This window comes from Sphingosinithalassobacter sp. LHW66-3, assembly GCF_050703275.1.
In the GTDB taxonomy this organism is placed as follows: Bacteria; Pseudomonadota; Alphaproteobacteria; order Sphingomonadales; family Sphingomonadaceae; genus Sphingomonas.
Genome location: NZ_CP193482.1, coordinates 665,730 through 682,457 on the forward strand (window position 1 = coordinate 665,730; position 16,728 = coordinate 682,457).

At 66.5% G+C, this 16,728-nt stretch carries 13 protein-coding genes; 7 read left to right on the forward strand and 6 right to left on the reverse strand.

Annotated elements, in window-relative coordinates; translation table 11 throughout:
- Positions 1–56: 56 nt before the first annotated feature.
- Entirely contained in the window at positions 57–1,526 is a 1,470-nt protein-coding gene (locus ACQ450_RS03165) for an FGGY family carbohydrate kinase (protein WP_431470471.1), read from the forward strand.
- Complete coding sequence (locus ACQ450_RS03170) at positions 1,523–2,374, forward strand: EcsC family protein (protein ID WP_431470472.1); 852 nt, start codon at positions 1,523–1,525, stop codon at positions 2,372–2,374. Before ACQ450_RS03165 ends, ACQ450_RS03170 begins: the two co-directional genes overlap by 4 nt.
- Positions 2,375–2,442: 68 nt before the next feature.
- Here the strand turns inward: ACQ450_RS03170 and ACQ450_RS03175 are convergent, their stop codons facing one another.
- Positions 2,443–4,149 carry a class I adenylate-forming enzyme family protein gene (locus ACQ450_RS03175; RefSeq protein WP_188056308.1) on the reverse strand — a complete coding sequence of 569 codons (1,707 nt, stop codon included), beginning with the start codon at positions 4,147–4,149 and terminating at the stop codon, positions 2,443–2,445.
- Positions 4,150–4,363: 214 nt separating this feature from the next.
- Here ACQ450_RS03175 and ACQ450_RS03180 point away from each other — a divergent pair, with 214 nt between their 5' ends.
- From ACQ450_RS03180 to ACQ450_RS03200, 5 genes are all read left to right on the forward strand, one after another.
- Positions 4,364–5,584: a serine hydrolase domain-containing protein gene (locus tag ACQ450_RS03180; protein WP_431470473.1), complete on the forward strand. Its 1,221-nt coding sequence runs from the start codon at positions 4,364–4,366 to the stop codon at positions 5,582–5,584.
- Between the two features lie 35 nt (positions 5,585–5,619).
- A complete protein-coding gene (locus ACQ450_RS03185; RefSeq protein ID WP_431470474.1) occupies positions 5,620–7,644 on the forward strand; it encodes a 3-hydroxyacyl-CoA dehydrogenase NAD-binding domain-containing protein in 2,025 nt (674 codons plus the stop codon).
- Positions 7,645–7,793: 149 nt separating this feature from the next.
- The gene (locus ACQ450_RS03190; RefSeq protein ID WP_431470475.1) at positions 7,794–8,978 is read left to right on the forward strand and encodes an acyl-CoA dehydrogenase family protein; all 1,185 of its coding nucleotides are present in this window, start codon (positions 7,794–7,796) and stop codon (positions 8,976–8,978) included.
- A gap of 75 nt (positions 8,979–9,053) precedes the next feature.
- Positions 9,054–10,181 (forward strand): acyl-CoA dehydrogenase family protein, encoded by a 1,128-nt coding sequence (locus tag ACQ450_RS03195; protein WP_431470476.1) that lies wholly within the window; start codon positions 9,054–9,056, stop codon positions 10,179–10,181.
- A gap of 37 nt (positions 10,182–10,218) precedes the next feature.
- Positions 10,219–11,097, forward strand: a complete 879-nt coding sequence (locus tag ACQ450_RS03200) for an acyl-CoA thioesterase (protein ID WP_431470477.1) — start codon at positions 10,219–10,221, stop codon at positions 11,095–11,097.
- 5 nt (positions 11,098–11,102) lie between these two features.
- On the opposite strand, the gene ACQ450_RS03205 is transcribed toward ACQ450_RS03200, so the two are convergent.
- From ACQ450_RS03205 to ACQ450_RS03225, 5 genes are read right to left on the reverse strand one after another with little or no spacing between them, the layout of a single operon-like run.
- Positions 11,103–12,248 (reverse strand): TonB family protein, encoded by a 1,146-nt coding sequence (locus tag ACQ450_RS03205; protein ID WP_431470478.1) that lies wholly within the window; start codon positions 12,246–12,248, stop codon positions 11,103–11,105.
- Between the two features lie 45 nt (positions 12,249–12,293).
- On the reverse strand, positions 12,294–13,091 hold the full coding sequence (locus ACQ450_RS03210; RefSeq protein ID WP_431470479.1) for an SDR family NAD(P)-dependent oxidoreductase: 798 nt from the start codon (positions 13,089–13,091) through the stop codon (positions 12,294–12,296).
- Between the two features lie 30 nt (positions 13,092–13,121).
- Positions 13,122–14,165, reverse strand: a complete 1,044-nt coding sequence (locus tag ACQ450_RS03215; protein WP_431470480.1) for a phosphotransferase family protein — start codon at positions 14,163–14,165, stop codon at positions 13,122–13,124.
- On the reverse strand, positions 14,162–15,247 hold the full coding sequence (locus ACQ450_RS03220) for a Zn-dependent alcohol dehydrogenase (protein WP_431470481.1): 1,086 nt from the start codon (positions 15,245–15,247) through the stop codon (positions 14,162–14,164). The genes ACQ450_RS03215 and ACQ450_RS03220 overlap by 4 nt, the downstream gene beginning before the upstream one ends.
- A gap of 25 nt (positions 15,248–15,272) precedes the next feature.
- Positions 15,273–16,556 (reverse strand): acyl-CoA dehydrogenase family protein, encoded by a 1,284-nt coding sequence (locus tag ACQ450_RS03225; RefSeq protein ID WP_431470482.1) that lies wholly within the window; start codon positions 16,554–16,556, stop codon positions 15,273–15,275.
- Between the last annotated feature and the right edge of the window lie 172 nt (positions 16,557–16,728).

Below are 16,728 nucleotides of genomic sequence, written 5' to 3' on the forward strand. Positions count from 1 at the left end.
CGTTCCATCCTCTAGCGCGGTTTGCAGCGGTTGTAATCCCGGCTAGCGTCGCCGCCATGGGCGAATTGCTGCTGGTCATCGACGAAGGCACCACCTCGACGCGCGCGATGCTGTTCGCGCCCGACGGAAGCTGTCGCGGCAGTCACTCGGCCGCGCTGACACAGCAGTATCCCGGGCCCGGCCTCGTCGAGCATGATGCGAACGAGATCTGGCGGCATTCGCTCGAATGCGCACAAGCGATGGTCGAAGCTGCGGGCGGCGCCGATCGAATCGCGGCGATCGGCATCGCCAATCAGCGCGAGACAGTGGTGTTCTGGGATCGTGCCACCGGCGAGCCGCTGGCGCCCGCGATCGTCTGGCAGGACCGGCGCACGGCGGCGATGTGCCGCGCGCTCAAGGAGCGCGGGGAGGAAGGCGCGGTGCAGGCGCGCACCGGACTGCTGCTCGATCCCTATTTCTCCGGCACCAAGATCGGCTGGGCGCTCGAGCATTGGCCGCAACTCGCCGAAGCCGGCGACCGGCTGGCGATCGGAACGGTCGAAAGCTGGCTGGTGTGGAAGCTGACCGGCGGGCTCCACATTACCGACGCGACCAACGCATCGCGCACCTTGCTGATGGGGCTTGGCTCGGGGAGCTGGGACGACGGGCTGATCGACCTGTTCGGCGCGCCGCGCGGCAGCCTCCCCGAAATCGTCGACTCGGCCGGGTGCTTCGGCGTGACGCGGCTGTTCGGCGGCGAAATCCCGATCTGCGGCATGGCCGGCGACCAACAGGCGGCCAGCATCGGCCAATGCTGCTTCGCACGGGGTGAGGCCAAGGGCACCTATGGCACCGGCGCATTCATCCTGGCAAACGCGGGCGCCACGCCGCCGGCATCTAAAAACCGGCTGCTGGCGACGGTGCTGTGGCAGCTCGGCGGGCGGCGCGTCTATGCGCTGGAGGGCGCCGTGTTCGTCGCCGGGAGCCTGGTGCAGTGGCTGCGCGACTCGCTGGGACTGATCGAAAACGCGGAGGAGACCGAGGCGCTCGCGGGCTCGGTCGACGACAATGGCGGCACCTATCTCGTTCCCGCACTTTCAGGTCTGGGCGCCCCTTGGTGGGAGCCGGAGGCGCGTGCGGCGATCTCGGGCCTGAGCTTCGCCACTTCGCGGGCGCACATCGTGCGTGCGGCGCTCGAGGCGCAGGCGCTGCAGACGCAGGATCTCAAGACCGCATTCGCCGCCGATGGTGCGGATTGGGAGCGGCTGCGCATCGACGGCGGAATGGTGACGAACGACTGGATCGCGCAGGACATGGCCGATGTCCTCGACATTCCGGTCGAGCGGCCGCGCTTCGCGGAGACCACTGCATTGGGCGCCGCGATGCTGGCGGGGCTCGGCTGCGGCATGTTCGCCGATCTGGGGGACGCGCGGGCGATGCGCGGCAGCGTCGAGCATTTCAAACCGAGGCTGACGTCCGACGATCGCGAGGCGCGCCTCGTCGGCTGGCGCCGCGCCGTAGCAGCCATCGTGGACGCCCAGCCATGACCTCTCCGCTCGACGAGGCGCGGGCAAGCAACAGCTGCAGCGGGCTCGACTCGGCCGAACTCGAGGAACTGGATGCAGTCGCTCGGCTCTATCTGAGTGCGAACGACGGCTTCATGCGGCTCGTCAATCGACTCGGCGAAAGTGTCGGCAGCGCGATTGATCGTCTGCCGCAGGACTGGCGCGCGCGAATCGATGGAGCGGCAGAGACGGCGCTGCAAATCGCATGGGAGGGTGCCGCCGCGACCCGGCCGCGGCGGGACGCCAGGCTTCGAGGCACGGCTCCGCTGCGCTGGGCCACGGGCGAGCGCTGGCACCGCTATGCGACTGCCGCCACCGGCGCTCTGGGCGGTCTCGGCGGCCTGCCGACGACGCTCGCCGACCTGCCGGTCACGATCACGCTGATCCTGCGGTCGATCCAGCAGATCGCGGCCGAATATGGCGAAGATCCCGCCGCCGACGATGTGCGCAGGCAATGTGTCGCCGTGTTCGCGCTGGGAGGACCTTTGCCCGAGGACGACGAACAGGATGCGAGTTTGCTAGCGGTACGGCTTGCGCTCACCGGCAAGGCGGCCGTCGACATCATTCGGATCGTCGCGCCACGGCTGGGCATCGTCGTTTCGGAGAAACTGCTCGCGCAAGCCACGCCGCTGCTCGGTGCAGCGGCCGGCGCGGCGATCAATCCTGCCTTCACGCGCTATTATCAGCGCCTGGCGCATGTTCATTTCCGGTTGCGCGCCATCGAGCAACGGCACGCACCGGAGCAGGTGCGAGCCTGTTTCGACCGGATCGTGCGCGCGAAACGCGGCCGCGCATCACCGGGACATCCGCCGGCGGCGCCAGCCGACTGACGCCGCCGCGTTGCTTCAGCATGGGAGGTTCCCGCTGTCCGCTCCGGCAGGCGGAGCGGCGCTCGGCATCAGGCAGCCGCTTCTTCCGAAAAAAGCAGCTTCAGGTCCTTCTTCAGGATCTTGCCGTTGGCATTGCGCGGCAGCACGTCCTTAACGAAGCGGATCGCCACCGGCGTCTTGAACGCCGCAAGGCGATCGCGAACCCATTGCTGGAGCTCCGCCTCTGTCGCCTGCATCCCCGGCGCGAGATGCACCACCGCGGCCGGCTCTTCCCCCAGCGTCTTGTGGGGAATGCCGATCAGCGCGCAATCGGTGACCGCCGGGTGCGCATAGAGCACGTCCTCGACTTCGGACGAGTAGATGTTCTCGCCTCCCCGGATGATGATGTCCTTGGCGCGATCGACGATGAAGCAGAAGCCTTCTTCGTCGAGCCGCGCGAGGTCGCCGGTCCGGACCCAGCCGTCGACGAACGTCTCGGCAGTCGCTTCGGGTTTGTTCCAATAGCCCTTCACGACCATCGGCCCCTTCGCCCAGAGCTCACCGACTTCGCCGACGGGAAGCTCGCGACTGCCGTCGGGCGCCATGATCTTCAGGTCCGCGACCGCGACCGCCGGGCCGCAGCTGTTCGGGCGGGTGAGATAATCCTCGGCCGAGTGCTGCGTGACCGTGGCCATGGTCTCGGTCATCCCCCAGCCATTGCCCGGGAGCGCGCCGAATTCCTGATAGATCCGCTTCACCAGCTCGGGGGCAGACGGCGCGCCGCCATAGGAGATGGTGTCGAGCGAGGAGAGATCGTAGTTGGCGCGCTCGGGATGTTCGAGCAGCTGCCAGGCGATCGTCGGGACGCCCCCGGTGAACTGCACCTTCTCGCGCTGGATGATCTCCATCGCGCTCACCGGATCCCATTTGCGCATGAAGATGACCGTAGAACCGGAGACGATCCCGGCCATCAGCGCCGCGCTGCACGCGGTGACGTGGAACAGCGGGATGACCAGCAGCGATACCTTGGGCTCGGGTGCGGCCGGTGGCACCTCGCCGCGCCGGAGCATCGCGCGCGCGGCGGTATAGCCGCTCGACAGGATGTTGGTGCAGATGTTGCGGTGAGTGCCCAGCGCACCCTTCGGATTGCCGGTCGTGCCGCTGGTGTAGAAAATGGTCGCATCGTCGTCCGGATGAACCTCGACGTCGGGCAGCGGCACGTCGGGCAGCTTCGCCCAGTCGGAACGCGTGCCGATCAGCACTTCGAGCCGGCTTACTCGGGAGTCCTCGATGGGATCGCGGCCGCGCGTGACGACGACTCGTTCGAGCGCCGGCAGATCGCCGAAGTGCGGCAGCAACCGCTCGTACCGCTGACCGTCGAGGAAGGCGATCTTCGCACCGGAATCGGCGAGACCATATTCCAGCTCGCCGCCGGTCCACCACGCGTTGAGCGGCACGACCACCGCCCCGATGCTGACCACGGCGAAGAAGATTGCCGGCCATTCGGGAAGGTTGCGCATCGCGAGCGCGACCCGGTCTCCCTTGCGGACGCCCTGATCGTGCAGCCAGTTCGCCAGATTGGCTACGGCGCGCCAATTCGCCTCATAGGTGACGCGCTCGTCCTCATAGACGGTGAACACCCGATCGCCGTGGCCCCGCACGAGCTGGGCCAGGATCCGCAGCGAGGGCGGCGCGTTCTTCCAGACACGCGTGGGAACGCCACGGATGTCGATGGTCTCCATCTCGAAGCGTTGGCCCGGCGCGGTCAGCGCGGCCTGGACCTCGCCGAGCGACATGCGGGGCCAGTCGGCATCGATTGGGACGATCGGTTCGGGTGCCACTGCGCTCTCTCTCCTATCCGGCTCGGGCCGGTGTTGAATTTCGGGTTTGGCGCCAGCGGCGCTCCAAAACGAGGTTAGTGTTGATTCGAAACGCACTCAAGGCAATAGGGGTTGTGCGTTCGCGAGCCGGCGCCAACTGGAACGTTCGAATTCAGGGTATGGAGAAGGCATGACGGGGGGGAGAGGCATGGAAGACCGGTTCGACCAGGAGCGGCTGGGGCGGATCGATGCCTTCGTCCGCGAACGCTATCTCGATTCGGGGCGCCTGCCGAACGCTCAGCTGCTGATCGCGCATCGCGGCCAGATCGTCCATTTCTCGCATCAGGGCGCTGCCCGCGAAGGCGGCGACACGATCGACGAGCGTTCGATCTTCCGTATCGCCTCGATGACCAAGCCGATCACGTCGCTCGCCTTCATGATGCTGGTCGAGGAAGGGCGAGTCGCGCTCGACACGCCGGTGCACCACGTCCTGCCCGAATTCCGCGGCCTCGGCGTCTATGACGGCGGCGGGGCCGGCGTGCCCTTCATCACACGCCCGACCGCAGAGCCGATGCGGATGGTCGACCTGCTGCGCCACACGTCCGGCCTGACCTATGGCTTCCAGAATCGCGGCAACATCGACGCGGCCTATCGCGAAGGAAGGATCGAGAGCTGGCACGGCAATCTCGACCTCGACGGATTCGTCGCGGCGCTCGGCAAGCTTCCGCTGGAGTTTTCGCCGGGCAGTGCCTGGAATTACTCGGTCTCCACCGACGTGCTCGGCGCGGTGATCGAGCGGGTTTCAGGTCAGCCCCTCGACCGGCTCTTCGAGGAGCGCATCTTCGCGCCGCTGGGAATGGCCGACACCGGCTTCCATGTGCCGCCCGAGAAGGCGGAGCGGTTGACCGACTGCTACACGCTCAAGCCTGGCGAAGGCCGAGTGATGTATGACCGCGGCGCATCTTCGGCATGGGCGCAGCCGCCGAAGCTCCGGTCGGGCGGCGGCGGCCTGGTTTCCACCGCGCTCGACTATCATCGCTTCTGCCGGATGTGCGAGAACGGCGGCACGCTCGACGGGGTGCGGATCATCGGCCGCAAGACGCTCGAACTGATGACGATGAACCACCTGCCGGGTCAATCCGATCTGGCCAGCATGTCGCGCTCGCTGTTCAGCGAATCGACGAACGGGGGCGCCGGTTTCGGCCTCGGCTTCGCCGTGACCACCGACGTGGCGCGATCGATGATGCCCGGATCGGCCGGCGAATATTATTGGGGCGGCATGTTCTCGACCGCTTTCTTTGTCGATCCGGTCGAGCACATCCATATGGTGTTCATGACCCAGCTGAGCCCCTCGATGGCCTATCCCATCCGGCGCGAGCTCAAGACGATGATCTACGCGGCGCTCAACTGAGCGGCCGCGCCAGCAGACGAACAGGAGACGATCGAATGTCCATAGTCACCACCGAACGCCAGGACGACGTCCTCGTCATCATTTCGAACAACCCCCCGGTCAATGCACTGGGCGCGGCCGTTCGCCAGGGGCTGCAGGCGGGCCTCGAGGAAGCGAAGGGCGACGACGGCATCAAGGCGGTCGTGATCCGCTGCGAGGGGCGCACCTTCTTCGCGGGCGCCGACATCACCGAATTCACCAAGCCCCCGGTCGAACCGCTGCTGCCCGCCCTCGTCGACATGATCGAAGCGTCGGACAAGCCGGTCGTGGCGGCGATCCACGGAACTGCGCTGGGTGGCGGCTGCGAAGTGGCGCTGGCCTGCCATTATCGCGTCGCGGTACCGTCCGCCAAGATCGGCCTGCCCGAAGTGAAGCTGGGCCTGCTGCCCGGTGCCGGCGGCACGCAGCGGCTGCCGCGCGTGGCCGGTGTCGAGCTGGCGCTCGAGATGACCGCCAAGGGCGATCCGATCTCTGCCGGCAAGGCCAAGGAGGCCGGCCTGGTCGATGCGCTGGCCGGCGAGGACAGCCTGGTCGCCGACGCGGTAGCCTTCGCACGCGACGTGGCCGACAAGCGCCCGCTGCCCCGCGCGAGCGAGAAGAGCGTCGCCGCCGACCCGGGCGTCTTCCAGGCGTTCCGCGAAAAGAATGCGAAGCGCTTCCGCGGCTTCGATGCCCCCGCCGAGATCATCGACGTGATCGAAGAGACGATCTCCAAGCCCTATTCCGAAGGCGTGCAGCGCGAGCGCAACGGCTTCATGAAGCTGATGATGGGCACGCAATCGGCGGCGCAGCGCCACATCTTCTTCGCCGAGCGCAAGGCGTCGAAGATCGACGACGTGCCCGACGACATCCAGCTGCGCGACGTGAAGAAGGTCGGCGTGATCGGTGCCGGCACGATGGGCGGCGGGATCAGCATGAACTTCCTGTCGGCGGGCATTCCCGTCACTATCGTCGAGATGCAGCAGGACGCGCTCGATCGCGGCGTCGCGACGATGCGCAAGAATTACGAGAACACCGCGAAGAAGGGCCGCATCACGCAGGATCAGGTCGAGCAGGCGATGGGGCTGCTGACCCCCACGCTGTCGATGGAAGACCTCGGCGACTGCGACCTCATCATCGAAGCGGTCTATGAATCGATGGACGTCAAGAAGGACGTCTTCGGCAAGCTCGACACCATCGCTAAGCCGGGCGCGATCCTCGCCTCGAACACCAGCTATCTCGACGTCAACGAGATCGCGGCGTCGACCAGCCGGCCGGGCGATGTGGTCGGCATGCACTTCTTCTCGCCCGCCAACGTCATGAAACTGCTCGAGGTCGTGCGCGGCGACAAGACCGACAAGGACGTGCTGGCGACCGTCATGGCGCTATCGAAGAAGATTCGGAAAGTCGCGGTCGTCGCGGGCGTCTGCTACGGCTTCATCGGCAACCGCATGCTGATCCCGCGCCAGCTAGAAGCGCAGAAGCTGCTGATGGAAGGCGCCACGCCGAGCCAGGTCGACAAGGTGCATGTCGAGTTCGGCATGCCGATGGGCCCGTTCCAGATGAGCGACCTCGCCGGCGTCGACATCGGCTGGCACCGCGACCCCAGCCGCATCGAAAGCATTCGCGACGCGCTGTGCGCCGAGGACCGCTGGGGCCAGAAGAAGGGCGCGGGCTTCTACGACTATGACGAGAAGCGCCAGCCCTCGCCTTCCCCGCGCGTCGCCGAGATCATCGAGGATTTCCGCAAGAAGTCGGGCGCCGAGCAGCACGAGATCACCGACCAGGAGATCATCGAACGCACGCTCTACACCATGGTGAACGAAGGCGCGAAGATCCTTGCCGAAGGCAAGGCGCAGCGCGCGTCCGACATCGATGTTGTGTGGATCTATGGCTATGGCTGGCCGGTCTATCGCGGCGGCCCGATGTTCTGGGCGGACACCGTGGGCCTCAAGACGATCGTCGAGGGTCTCGAAAAGCACGGCTTCGACGTCGCGCCGCTGCTGAAGGAAAAGGCCGAAAAGGGCGAGCGGTTCAACTGAACCTGAGAGGAAGCGGCCGCTCCCGCTACTGCTGAGCGGCCGCCCACAACGGTTCGTGTCGAGCGAAGTCGAGACCCCTGACGCGCCGCCTGCGGCACGTCCCTCGACTTCGCTCGGGACAAACGGGCGCTTTTGGAGAGGATGAAGCGATGACCGAAGACCTCGACACCTTCCGCGTGGAAACCCGCGCCTGGCTGGAGGCGAACTGCCCGCCCGAGATGCGCGAGCCGGTGCGTTCGGACAAGGACATCAACTGGGGCGGACGCAATCCCGAGTATAAGCCGGGCCAAAAGGAATGGATGGACGCGATGGCGTCCCGCGGCTGGACCGTGCCCGACTGGCCGACCGAATATGGCGGCGGCGGGCTTTCCCCGGCGCAGACCAAGATCCTGAAGGAAGAGATGGCGCGGCTGGGCTGCCGCAATCCGCTCAACAGCTTCGGCATTTCGATGCTCGGCCCGGCGCTGCTGAAGTACGGCACCGAAGAACAGAAGAAGGAGCATCTGCCGAAGATCGCGCGCGGCGAGATCCGCTGGTGCCAGGGCTATTCGGAGCCCAATGCCGGCTCCGACCTCGCCGGGCTCCAGACCTGGGCAGAGGACGATGGCGACCATTATATCGTCAACGGCCAGAAGGTGTGGACCAGCTATGCCGACAAGGCGGACTGGATGTTCTGCCTCGTCCGCACGTCGAAGGAGTCCAAGCAGGGCGGGATCAGCTTCGTCCTGTTCGACATGGAGACGCCCGGCGTCTCGACCAAGCCGATCCTGCTGATCTCGGGCTATTCGCCCTTCTGCGAAACCTTCCTCGACAATGTGCGCGTCCCCAAGGCCAATCGCATCTACGAGGAGAACAAGGGCTGGGACGTCGCCAAATATCTGCTCGGGCACGAGCGCGAGATGATCTCGGGCATGGGTCTGGGCGGAGCGGGCGGTAATCCGCTGCTCGACATGGCGATCGCCACCGTCGGGCTCGACGCCGACGGTCGCCTCACCGATCCGCTGCTGCGTGCGCAGATCGCGACCTTCGACGTGCGCGCCCGTGCCTTCGCGGCGATGTCCGAGCGGTTCATCGACGAACTCAAGGCCGGCCGCGCGCATCCCGCCCAGCCCAGCATGATGAAATATTACGGGACCGAGCTGAACAAGGCGCGCAACGAGCTGATTGTCGCCGCCGGCGGATCGGACGCGCTGGAATGGGAAAGCGAACGATCGAACAACGGCGCGGCGGCGCGCGCCTGGCTGCGCTCCAAGGGCAATTCGATCGAGGGCGGGACGAGCGAGATCCAGCTCAACATCATCGCCAAGCGCATCCTCGACCTGCCCAGCGCCTGACGCATCCGTGGCCCCGGCAGCGGCCGGGGCCTTTCGTGCACATCCCGGCCCATGCCGGATGACGAGAGAACCGACATGCCCCTCTACCTCACCGATGAACAGACGATGCTCCGCGACACCGCGCACGACTATGTCGCCGAGCAGATGCCGGTCAGCCATCTGCGCGCGCTGCGCGACGCGAAGGACGCGACCGGCTTTTCGCGCGACCATTGGAAGGCCTTCGCCGAAATGGGCTTCACCGGCATGCTGATCCCGGAAGCCGACGGCGGCCTCGGGCTCGGCCATGTCGAGGCGGGCGTGGTGCTCGAGGAGATCGGCCGCAATCTTTCGCCTTCGCCGTTCCTGGCCACCTCGGTCGCAGCGGTTTCGGCGCTGAAGGGCACGGCGGCCGCGGCCCAGTGGTTTCCCGGCATCGCCGCGGGGGACACGGTGGCGGCACTTGCGATCGACGAAACCGCCAAGCACAACGGCCGCATCGCCATGACCGCCGAACGCTCGGGCAACGGCTTCAGGTTGAGCGGCGCCAAGCAGTTCGTGACGCATGGCCATATCGCGGATCTGATCCTCGTCGCCGCCCGCACTGCGGGGGCCCCGGACGAGGCGCAGGGAATCACGCTGTTCGCGGTTCCGAAGGATGCTGCGGGACTGTCGGCCGAAGCCGAGCGGCTGGCCGACACCAGCCTCGCCGCGCGCATGCGGTTTGAGGGAGTCGAGGTCGATGCCGACGCAGTGATCGGCGAAGTCGATCAGGGCGCGGGCCCGCTCACGGCGCTGCTGAACGCGGGCTGCACCGGCGCATCGGCCGAGCTGCTCGGCGTCGGCGGCGGCGCGATGGACAGCACCGTCGCCTATCTCAAGGAACGCAAGCAGTTCGGAGTCACCATCGGCAGCTTCCAGGCGCTGCAGCATCGCGCCGCCCATCTCTATTCCGAGATGGAAGTCGCGCGAGCCGCGGTGCTGAAGGCCCAGCAATTGCTCGACGCAGGCGATCCGCGCGCCGCCGAGGCCGTGCATGTCGCCAAGGCGATGACCGGCCTTGCCACGACGCTGGCGGTACAGGAGGGCGTGCAGCTCCACGGCGGCATCGGCATGACCGACGAATATGACGTCGGCTTCTTCATGAAACGTGCGCGGGTGCTCGCGGAAATGTTTGGCGATGCGAATTTCCATGCCAATGCACTGGCGACAGCGGCGGGATATTGATCGACCGCTCCTTCGCTCACGCCAACGGAATCGCTGAATGACCGAACGCGGATCAACGCCAGACGAACTCGTCGAGCAGCTCGTCACGCTGCTCGACGTCGAGACGATCGATACCGACCTGTATCGAGGCAGCCGCCAACCCGGCGGGGTCGGGCGCGTGTTCGGCGGCCAGGTGATCGGCCAGGCGTTGCAGGCCGCGCAGCGTTCGGTGGACGGCAAGGTCGCCCATTCGCTGCACGCCTATTTCATGCGGCCGGGCAGCGAGGATCTTCCGATCGTCTATCGCGTCGTTCGGGACTTCGACGGCGGCAGCTTCGCCAATCGCCGCGTGATCGCGCAGCAGGGCGGCGTGCCGATCCTCAACATGACCGCCTCGTTCCAGCGCGCAGAGGAGGGTTTGCACCACCAGGACGAGATGCCGGACGTCCCGCCGCCCGAGAAACTCCGCTCCGAGGACGAGCTCCGCCGCGAATTCGTCGACGAGATACCAGAGAAGTTTCGCGCTTTCTTCCTCCGCCCGCGGCCGATCGAGCTGCGCCCCTGCAGCCCGCGCAATTGGCTGAGGCCGGAAAAGCAGCCGCCCGAACAGCATTGCTGGTTCCGAACGGTCGCACCGCTCCCCGATGATCCGGCGGTGCATCGCGCAGCGCTCGCCTATGCGACCGACATGACGCTGCTCGGCACCGCGACGCTGCCGCACGGCGTCACCTGGATGACGAACAAGCTGCAATCGGCAAGCCTCGACCATGCCGTGTGGCTCCACGAGCCGTTCCGCTTCGACGAGTGGCTGCTCTATTCGTGCGACAGTCCGTGGGCCGGCCATGCGCGCGGCTTCAATCGCGGCCGCATCTTCGATCGCAACGGTCGGCTCGTCGCGAGCGCCAGCCAGGAAGGGCTGATGCGGCTCAAGAGCTGACAGCTTCAGTCCGCTTCGGCGGACGCCTGCGCGTGGGAGTCCGGCATGACGAAGCGCACAAAATCGAGACAGCCCCTTTTCGGTTCCTCTTGGGGCGCCTGCCGCGCCTGCCGGACAACTCGAACCGCCTGCTCGCCGAATGCCGCCGCCGGCTCGCTGCGGACGACCTCGATGTTGGTCGGCACCCCTTCGGGGGTCACATCAAAGCGCATCAACGCCCAACCCTCGATCTTCCGCCGCTGAAATCCGCGGGGAAAGGTGAGTTGCCCCAGATGGGCCCATTCGGTCCCGCCTTCGCAACGCGCCTCGGGTGCTTCGAAGGCGGCAAGCTCCGGCCGCGGCGGGGCTTGCAGGACCTCGCCGACGAGATAATAGGGATAGGTGCAGCCCGTCGCCGCGCGCGGCGCGAAACGGGAACGTGCGACCGCATCGCGCGACGCCGCCTGCATCTCGGGGCTCGCATCGGACGCAATCACGGTGACGTCGTAGGGGTGGCCCGAGTCGTCGATGCTGAACCGAATCGTCGCATAGGACCAGCCACCGGGGCTCTCGTTCAATTCGCTGAACGGCGGGTAGGCGCGCGTGCGGGGCTCTGCACCCACGGCCAGACAGGTCGCTTCCTCGCCGTGCAGCCGCTGGAACAACCGGCGATCCTCGGGAAGCGCGCGATGCGGCAAGACGAGGTAGCGCGCGATCAGCCCCGGCGGCGCGGCGTCATAGGGGACCAGCACCGGCTCGAACCGGATGCGGCAGGAAGTGCGCGGCTGGGCACTGATGAACTGCCAGGCGGCGAAGGATGGCACCACGTCGTCGGCCGGCACGACGACATGGCCGGCCCGCGGCGCCTCAGGCTCGACGACCCGGATGTCCACCGGCCTGCCGTTCGCGGCGATTCCGAAGCGCAGCTCGATCGGCATCGCCTGCGCGCCCGACGGCGCCAGCGTGGAGGTTTCGAACGGCTGCTCGATGTTTGCAGTGCCGAAATCGCCGTCCTCGCACGTCGGAACGCCCGGCTGAAAGGTGACGAGGTGACGGACGGGCGTGCGCACCTCCGGAACGCTGATCACCGCCATCGGGCGCGCCTCTTGCGCCTGAGCGGGGAGCGCCAAAGCGAGCAGCGTGGCAACGGGAGCGAATCGGCGGATCAACATGGAAGCTGGCTACCGCGCTATCGTGACAGATTAGAATCGAACGGATCAGACCGCCGGTTTGCCATATTCCTGCCGCGTCACCGGATGGCTCGAGGAAAGCCCGCCATCGACCGCGAGCGCCTGGCCGTTCACATAGCTTGCCGCATCCGAAGCGAGGAAAAGCGCGACCTGCGCGATCTCCTCGGGGCGGCCGCCGCGCCGCATCGGGTTGAGCCGGCCGATCTTGTCCTCGACTCCCTTCTCGCGCGCATAGTCGTAGACGCGCTGAGTCATCCCGGTCTCGATCAACCCCGGACAGATCGCGTTCACGCGGACATTCGATCCCGACAGCTGCTGCGCCGCCGACTGCACCAGATTGATGACGCCTGCCTTGGACGCCGAATAGGGCGCCCCGCCCGCCCCGGAGCGAAGCCCCGCGACACTGGCGGTGCACAGGATCGCGCCGCCGCCGCGCTCGACGATGCGTGGCGCGGCATGCTTGATCGCCAGCGCCGGCCCGATCAGGTTGACGCGCAACACGTCGGTCCATAGCTCGACGCTGGCGTCGAGCACGCTGCTCGCGCCTCCCGAGATGCCGGCATTGGCATAGAAGACGTCGATTCCGCCGAAGTGCGTGCACGCGACTTCGACGAGGCGAACAACATCGTCTTCGTTGCCCGCATCCATTTCGACGCCAAGCGCGGTTCCGCCCGCAGCCGTAATCGCCTCTACCGTCGCACGGACGGCGTCGCTTCGATCGGCGGCAACCACCTGGCCGCCCTCGGCAGCGAAGGCGCTGGCGGTGGCGCGGCCGATTCCCGAACCCGCACCGGTGATGACGATGGACTTGCCCTGGAATCGCATCGAGTCGTCGCCCTTTCTATGCACGCGTGCTCAGGAAGCTCCCGCCGCCTGTGCGAAGCCCCAGCTGGCCGCAACCAGCCCCGGCAGCGCCGCGACGGTTTCGGCGGCCTTCGCGCTGGACGCATTGCCGTCGATCATTCGCTTCTTGATGCCCTGAACGATCCCGGCGAGGCGGAAGAGATTGTAGGAGAAGTACCAGTTCAGATCGGGCACGCCGTCGCGGCCGGTGGCGGCGCAATAGCGAGCCACGGCCTCCTCCAGCGTCGGTATTCCGGTCTCCGGGCCGGTGAGCCCCTTGATCCCCGATCGGCGGCCGCTCGGCACGGTTTCCCAGTTCATCAGGAAATAGGAGAAATCCGCCAGCGGATCGCCGAGCGTCGACAGCTCCCAGTCGAGCACCGCGAGAATGTCCGGCCCTTCGGGAGCGAAGATCATATTGTCGACGCGATAGTCGCCATGGACGATCGAGGTGCGCGTCTGCGCCGGCACGGTCGCGGGAAGAAACGCGATCAGCTTTTCCATCTCGGGAATGTGATCGGTCTCGCTCGCGCGATACTGTTTCGACCAGCGCGCGACCTGGCGCTCGAAATAGTTGCCCGGCTTGCCATAGTCGCCAAGCCCGACCGCTTCATAATCGACCGCGTGGAGCGCCGCCAGCGTGTCAATCATCGCATGATAGTGCGCCGTCCGCTCGGCGGGGGAGAGATCGGGCATCCCGCCATCCCAGATCGTGCGCCCGTCGACCATCTCCATCACGTAGAAGGCCGAGCCGATCACCGAATCGTCCTCGCACAGGCCATAGGGTCGCGCGACCGGAAAGCCCGTGGGGTGCAGCGCGGCGATCAGCCGGTATTCGCGATCGACAGCATGCGCCGAAGGCAGCAGCGGACCGAAGGGCTTGCGCCGAAGCACATAGGCGCCGCTCGGCGAATCGATGCGATAGGTGGGGTTGCTCTGGCCGCCGGCGAATTTCGCATAGCGAAGCGGCCCCTCGAACCCGGCGACGTTCGCCGCCATCCACTCGGAGAGGCGGGCGACGTCGAGATCGTCGGCGGGAGCCATTTCCGCGCTCATGCGAACTCGATCACCGAACGGACGCTGTCGCCCTGGCGCAGCTTGTCGAGCGCGTCGTTGATATCCTCGAGTCGAATCCGCTCGGCGACCATCGTGTCGAGATCGAGCTTGCCATCGAGATAGAGCTGGACGAGCCGCGGCATGTCGATCGGAAAGCGCGTGGAGCCGAGCAGCGATCCCTGGATCTTCTTGCCGGTGAGGAAGGTCGGCCCGGGCAGGCTGACGCTGTTGCCGGGCGCGATCATCCCCAGCACCGTCGCGGTGCCGCCGCGGCGCAGGATCGTCCAGGCGAGTTCGGCGGTGTTCGGACGGCCGACCGCCTCGATCGCATAATGGACGCCGCCGTTCGTCATCTTGAGAACCGACTTGGCGAGACCCTCGTCCGCCGCGTCCAGCGCATGCGTGGCACCCATCTTCAGCGCCAGCTCGCGCTTCGACGCCACCGGATCGATCGCGAGGATCATGCCCGCTCCGGCGATCTTCGCGGCGTTGATCGCGGCGAGACCGATGCCGCCCGCGCCGATCACCGCGACGCTCTCGCCGGGGCGCAGCTGGCAGTCGTTGAAGATCGATCCGGCGCCGGTGATCACCGCACAGCCGAGCAGCGCGGCGCGATCGAACGGCATCTCCTTCGACACCGCGACGCAGGCATTCTCGTGCACCAGCATCATCTCGGCGAACGCCGACAGATTGAGGAACGGCGCGAGCGGCGTTCCGTCCGCGAGGCTGAGCCGGGCCTCCTGATCGGGCGCCCGCCGCGTCGACGGATCGATGCACAGCGAAACCCGGCCGGTGACGCACATCTCGCACGAACCGCAGAAGACGGTGAAGAAGGTGATGACGTGATCGCCCGGCTTCAAATGCGCGACATCGCTGCCGACCGCCTCGATCACGCCGGCTGCCTCATGACCCGGCACCGTCGGCACCGGGTGCGGAAAGGCGCCGTCGACGAAATGGAGGTCGGAACGACAGACGCCGACCGCGCGCGTGCGGATCAGCACTTCGCGCGGACCGGGCCTGGACACCTGGACCTCTTCGATCTGAAGCGGCTGCTTCGCCTCGTGGAGTACGGCTGCTTTCACTCTCATCCTCTCGTTCTCGCGGCGCTCAGCGCGTTGCTCCGACGTCTCCGCTGGACGGGCGATCGGCCTTGAACTCCGCGTGTTTGCCGAATTCGTGCCGGGCGATCGTGCGGTTGTGGACTTCGTCGGGCCCGTCGGCCAGGCGCAACGTGCGTATGTTTCCCCAGGCGCTGGCGAGCGCGAAATCGCCCGAAACGCCGGCGCCGCCATGCGCCTGGATCGCGTCGTCGATGATCGAGAGCGCCATCTGGGGCGCCTGAACCTTGATCATCGAGATTTCCAGATGCGCGGCCTTGTTGCCGGCCTTGTCCATCATGTCGGCGGCCTTCAGGCACAGCAGCCGAGTCATTTCGATGTCGATCCGCGCGCGCGCGATCCGCTGTTCCCAGACCGACTGGTCCGACAGCCGCTTGCCGAAGGCCACGCGGCTGACGAGACGGCGGCCCATCGCCGCGATCGCCTCCTCGGCGACGCCGATCGTGCGCATGCAATGGTGGATCCGGCCCGGCCCGAGGCGCCCCTGCGCGATCTCGAACCCCCTGCCCTCGCCAAGCAGCATGTTTTCGGCCGGTACACGGACGTTCTCGAGCACGATCTCGGCATGGCCGTGCGGCGCATGGTCATATCCGAAGACCGTCAGCATCCGCTCGATCTTAACGCCCGGAGCGTCGAGGGGTACCAGGATCATGCTCTGTTGCGCATGGCGCGAAGCGTTCGGATCGGTCTTGCCCATCACGATCGCGATCTTGCAGCGCGGATCGCCCGCGCCCGAAGACCACCATTTGCGACCATTGATGACATAATGGTCGCCATCGCGCTCGATCCGCGTCTCGATGTTCGTCGCGTCGGACGAAGCGACCGCCGGCTCGGTCATCAGAAACGCCGAGCGAATCTCGCCGTTCATCAGCGGACGGAGCCACTGCTCCTTCTGCTCGCGGGTTCCGTAGCGGTGGAATACTTCCATGTTGCCGGTATCCGGCGCGGAGCAGTTGAAGACCTCGGAAGCCCAACCCAGCCGGCCCATTTCCTCGGCGCACAGGGCATATTCGAGGTTGGTCAGCTGCGTGCCTTCGAATTCGAAGCTCTCGTCGACGTGCTTCTGGCCCGAATGCGGGGGCATGAAGAAGTTCCAAAGGCCCTCGGCCTTGGCCTTCTTCTTCATCTCCTCGATGACCGGGACCACCTTCCAGCGGTCCCCTTCCGAGACCTGCGCGCGATAGTCGGGGTCGCGCGGTCGGATATTCTCGTCGATGAAGGCGCGGACGCGGTCGCGGAAGTAGGTCTCGCGCTCGCTGAGCGTGAAATCCATGGCACTCTCCTCTCCGGGCGGCTCGCGCCCCTCTCTCTTCCCTGTCGACTTAGACCGTACCCGATATTCGGTAAAGGGGACCGATCCGGATCAATGCGGGAAATTATACCCGCCTCCGCCCGTCCCGAACCTCCAAAAAACATCTTTGGCTTCGGAGCAAATGCAGTAAGCT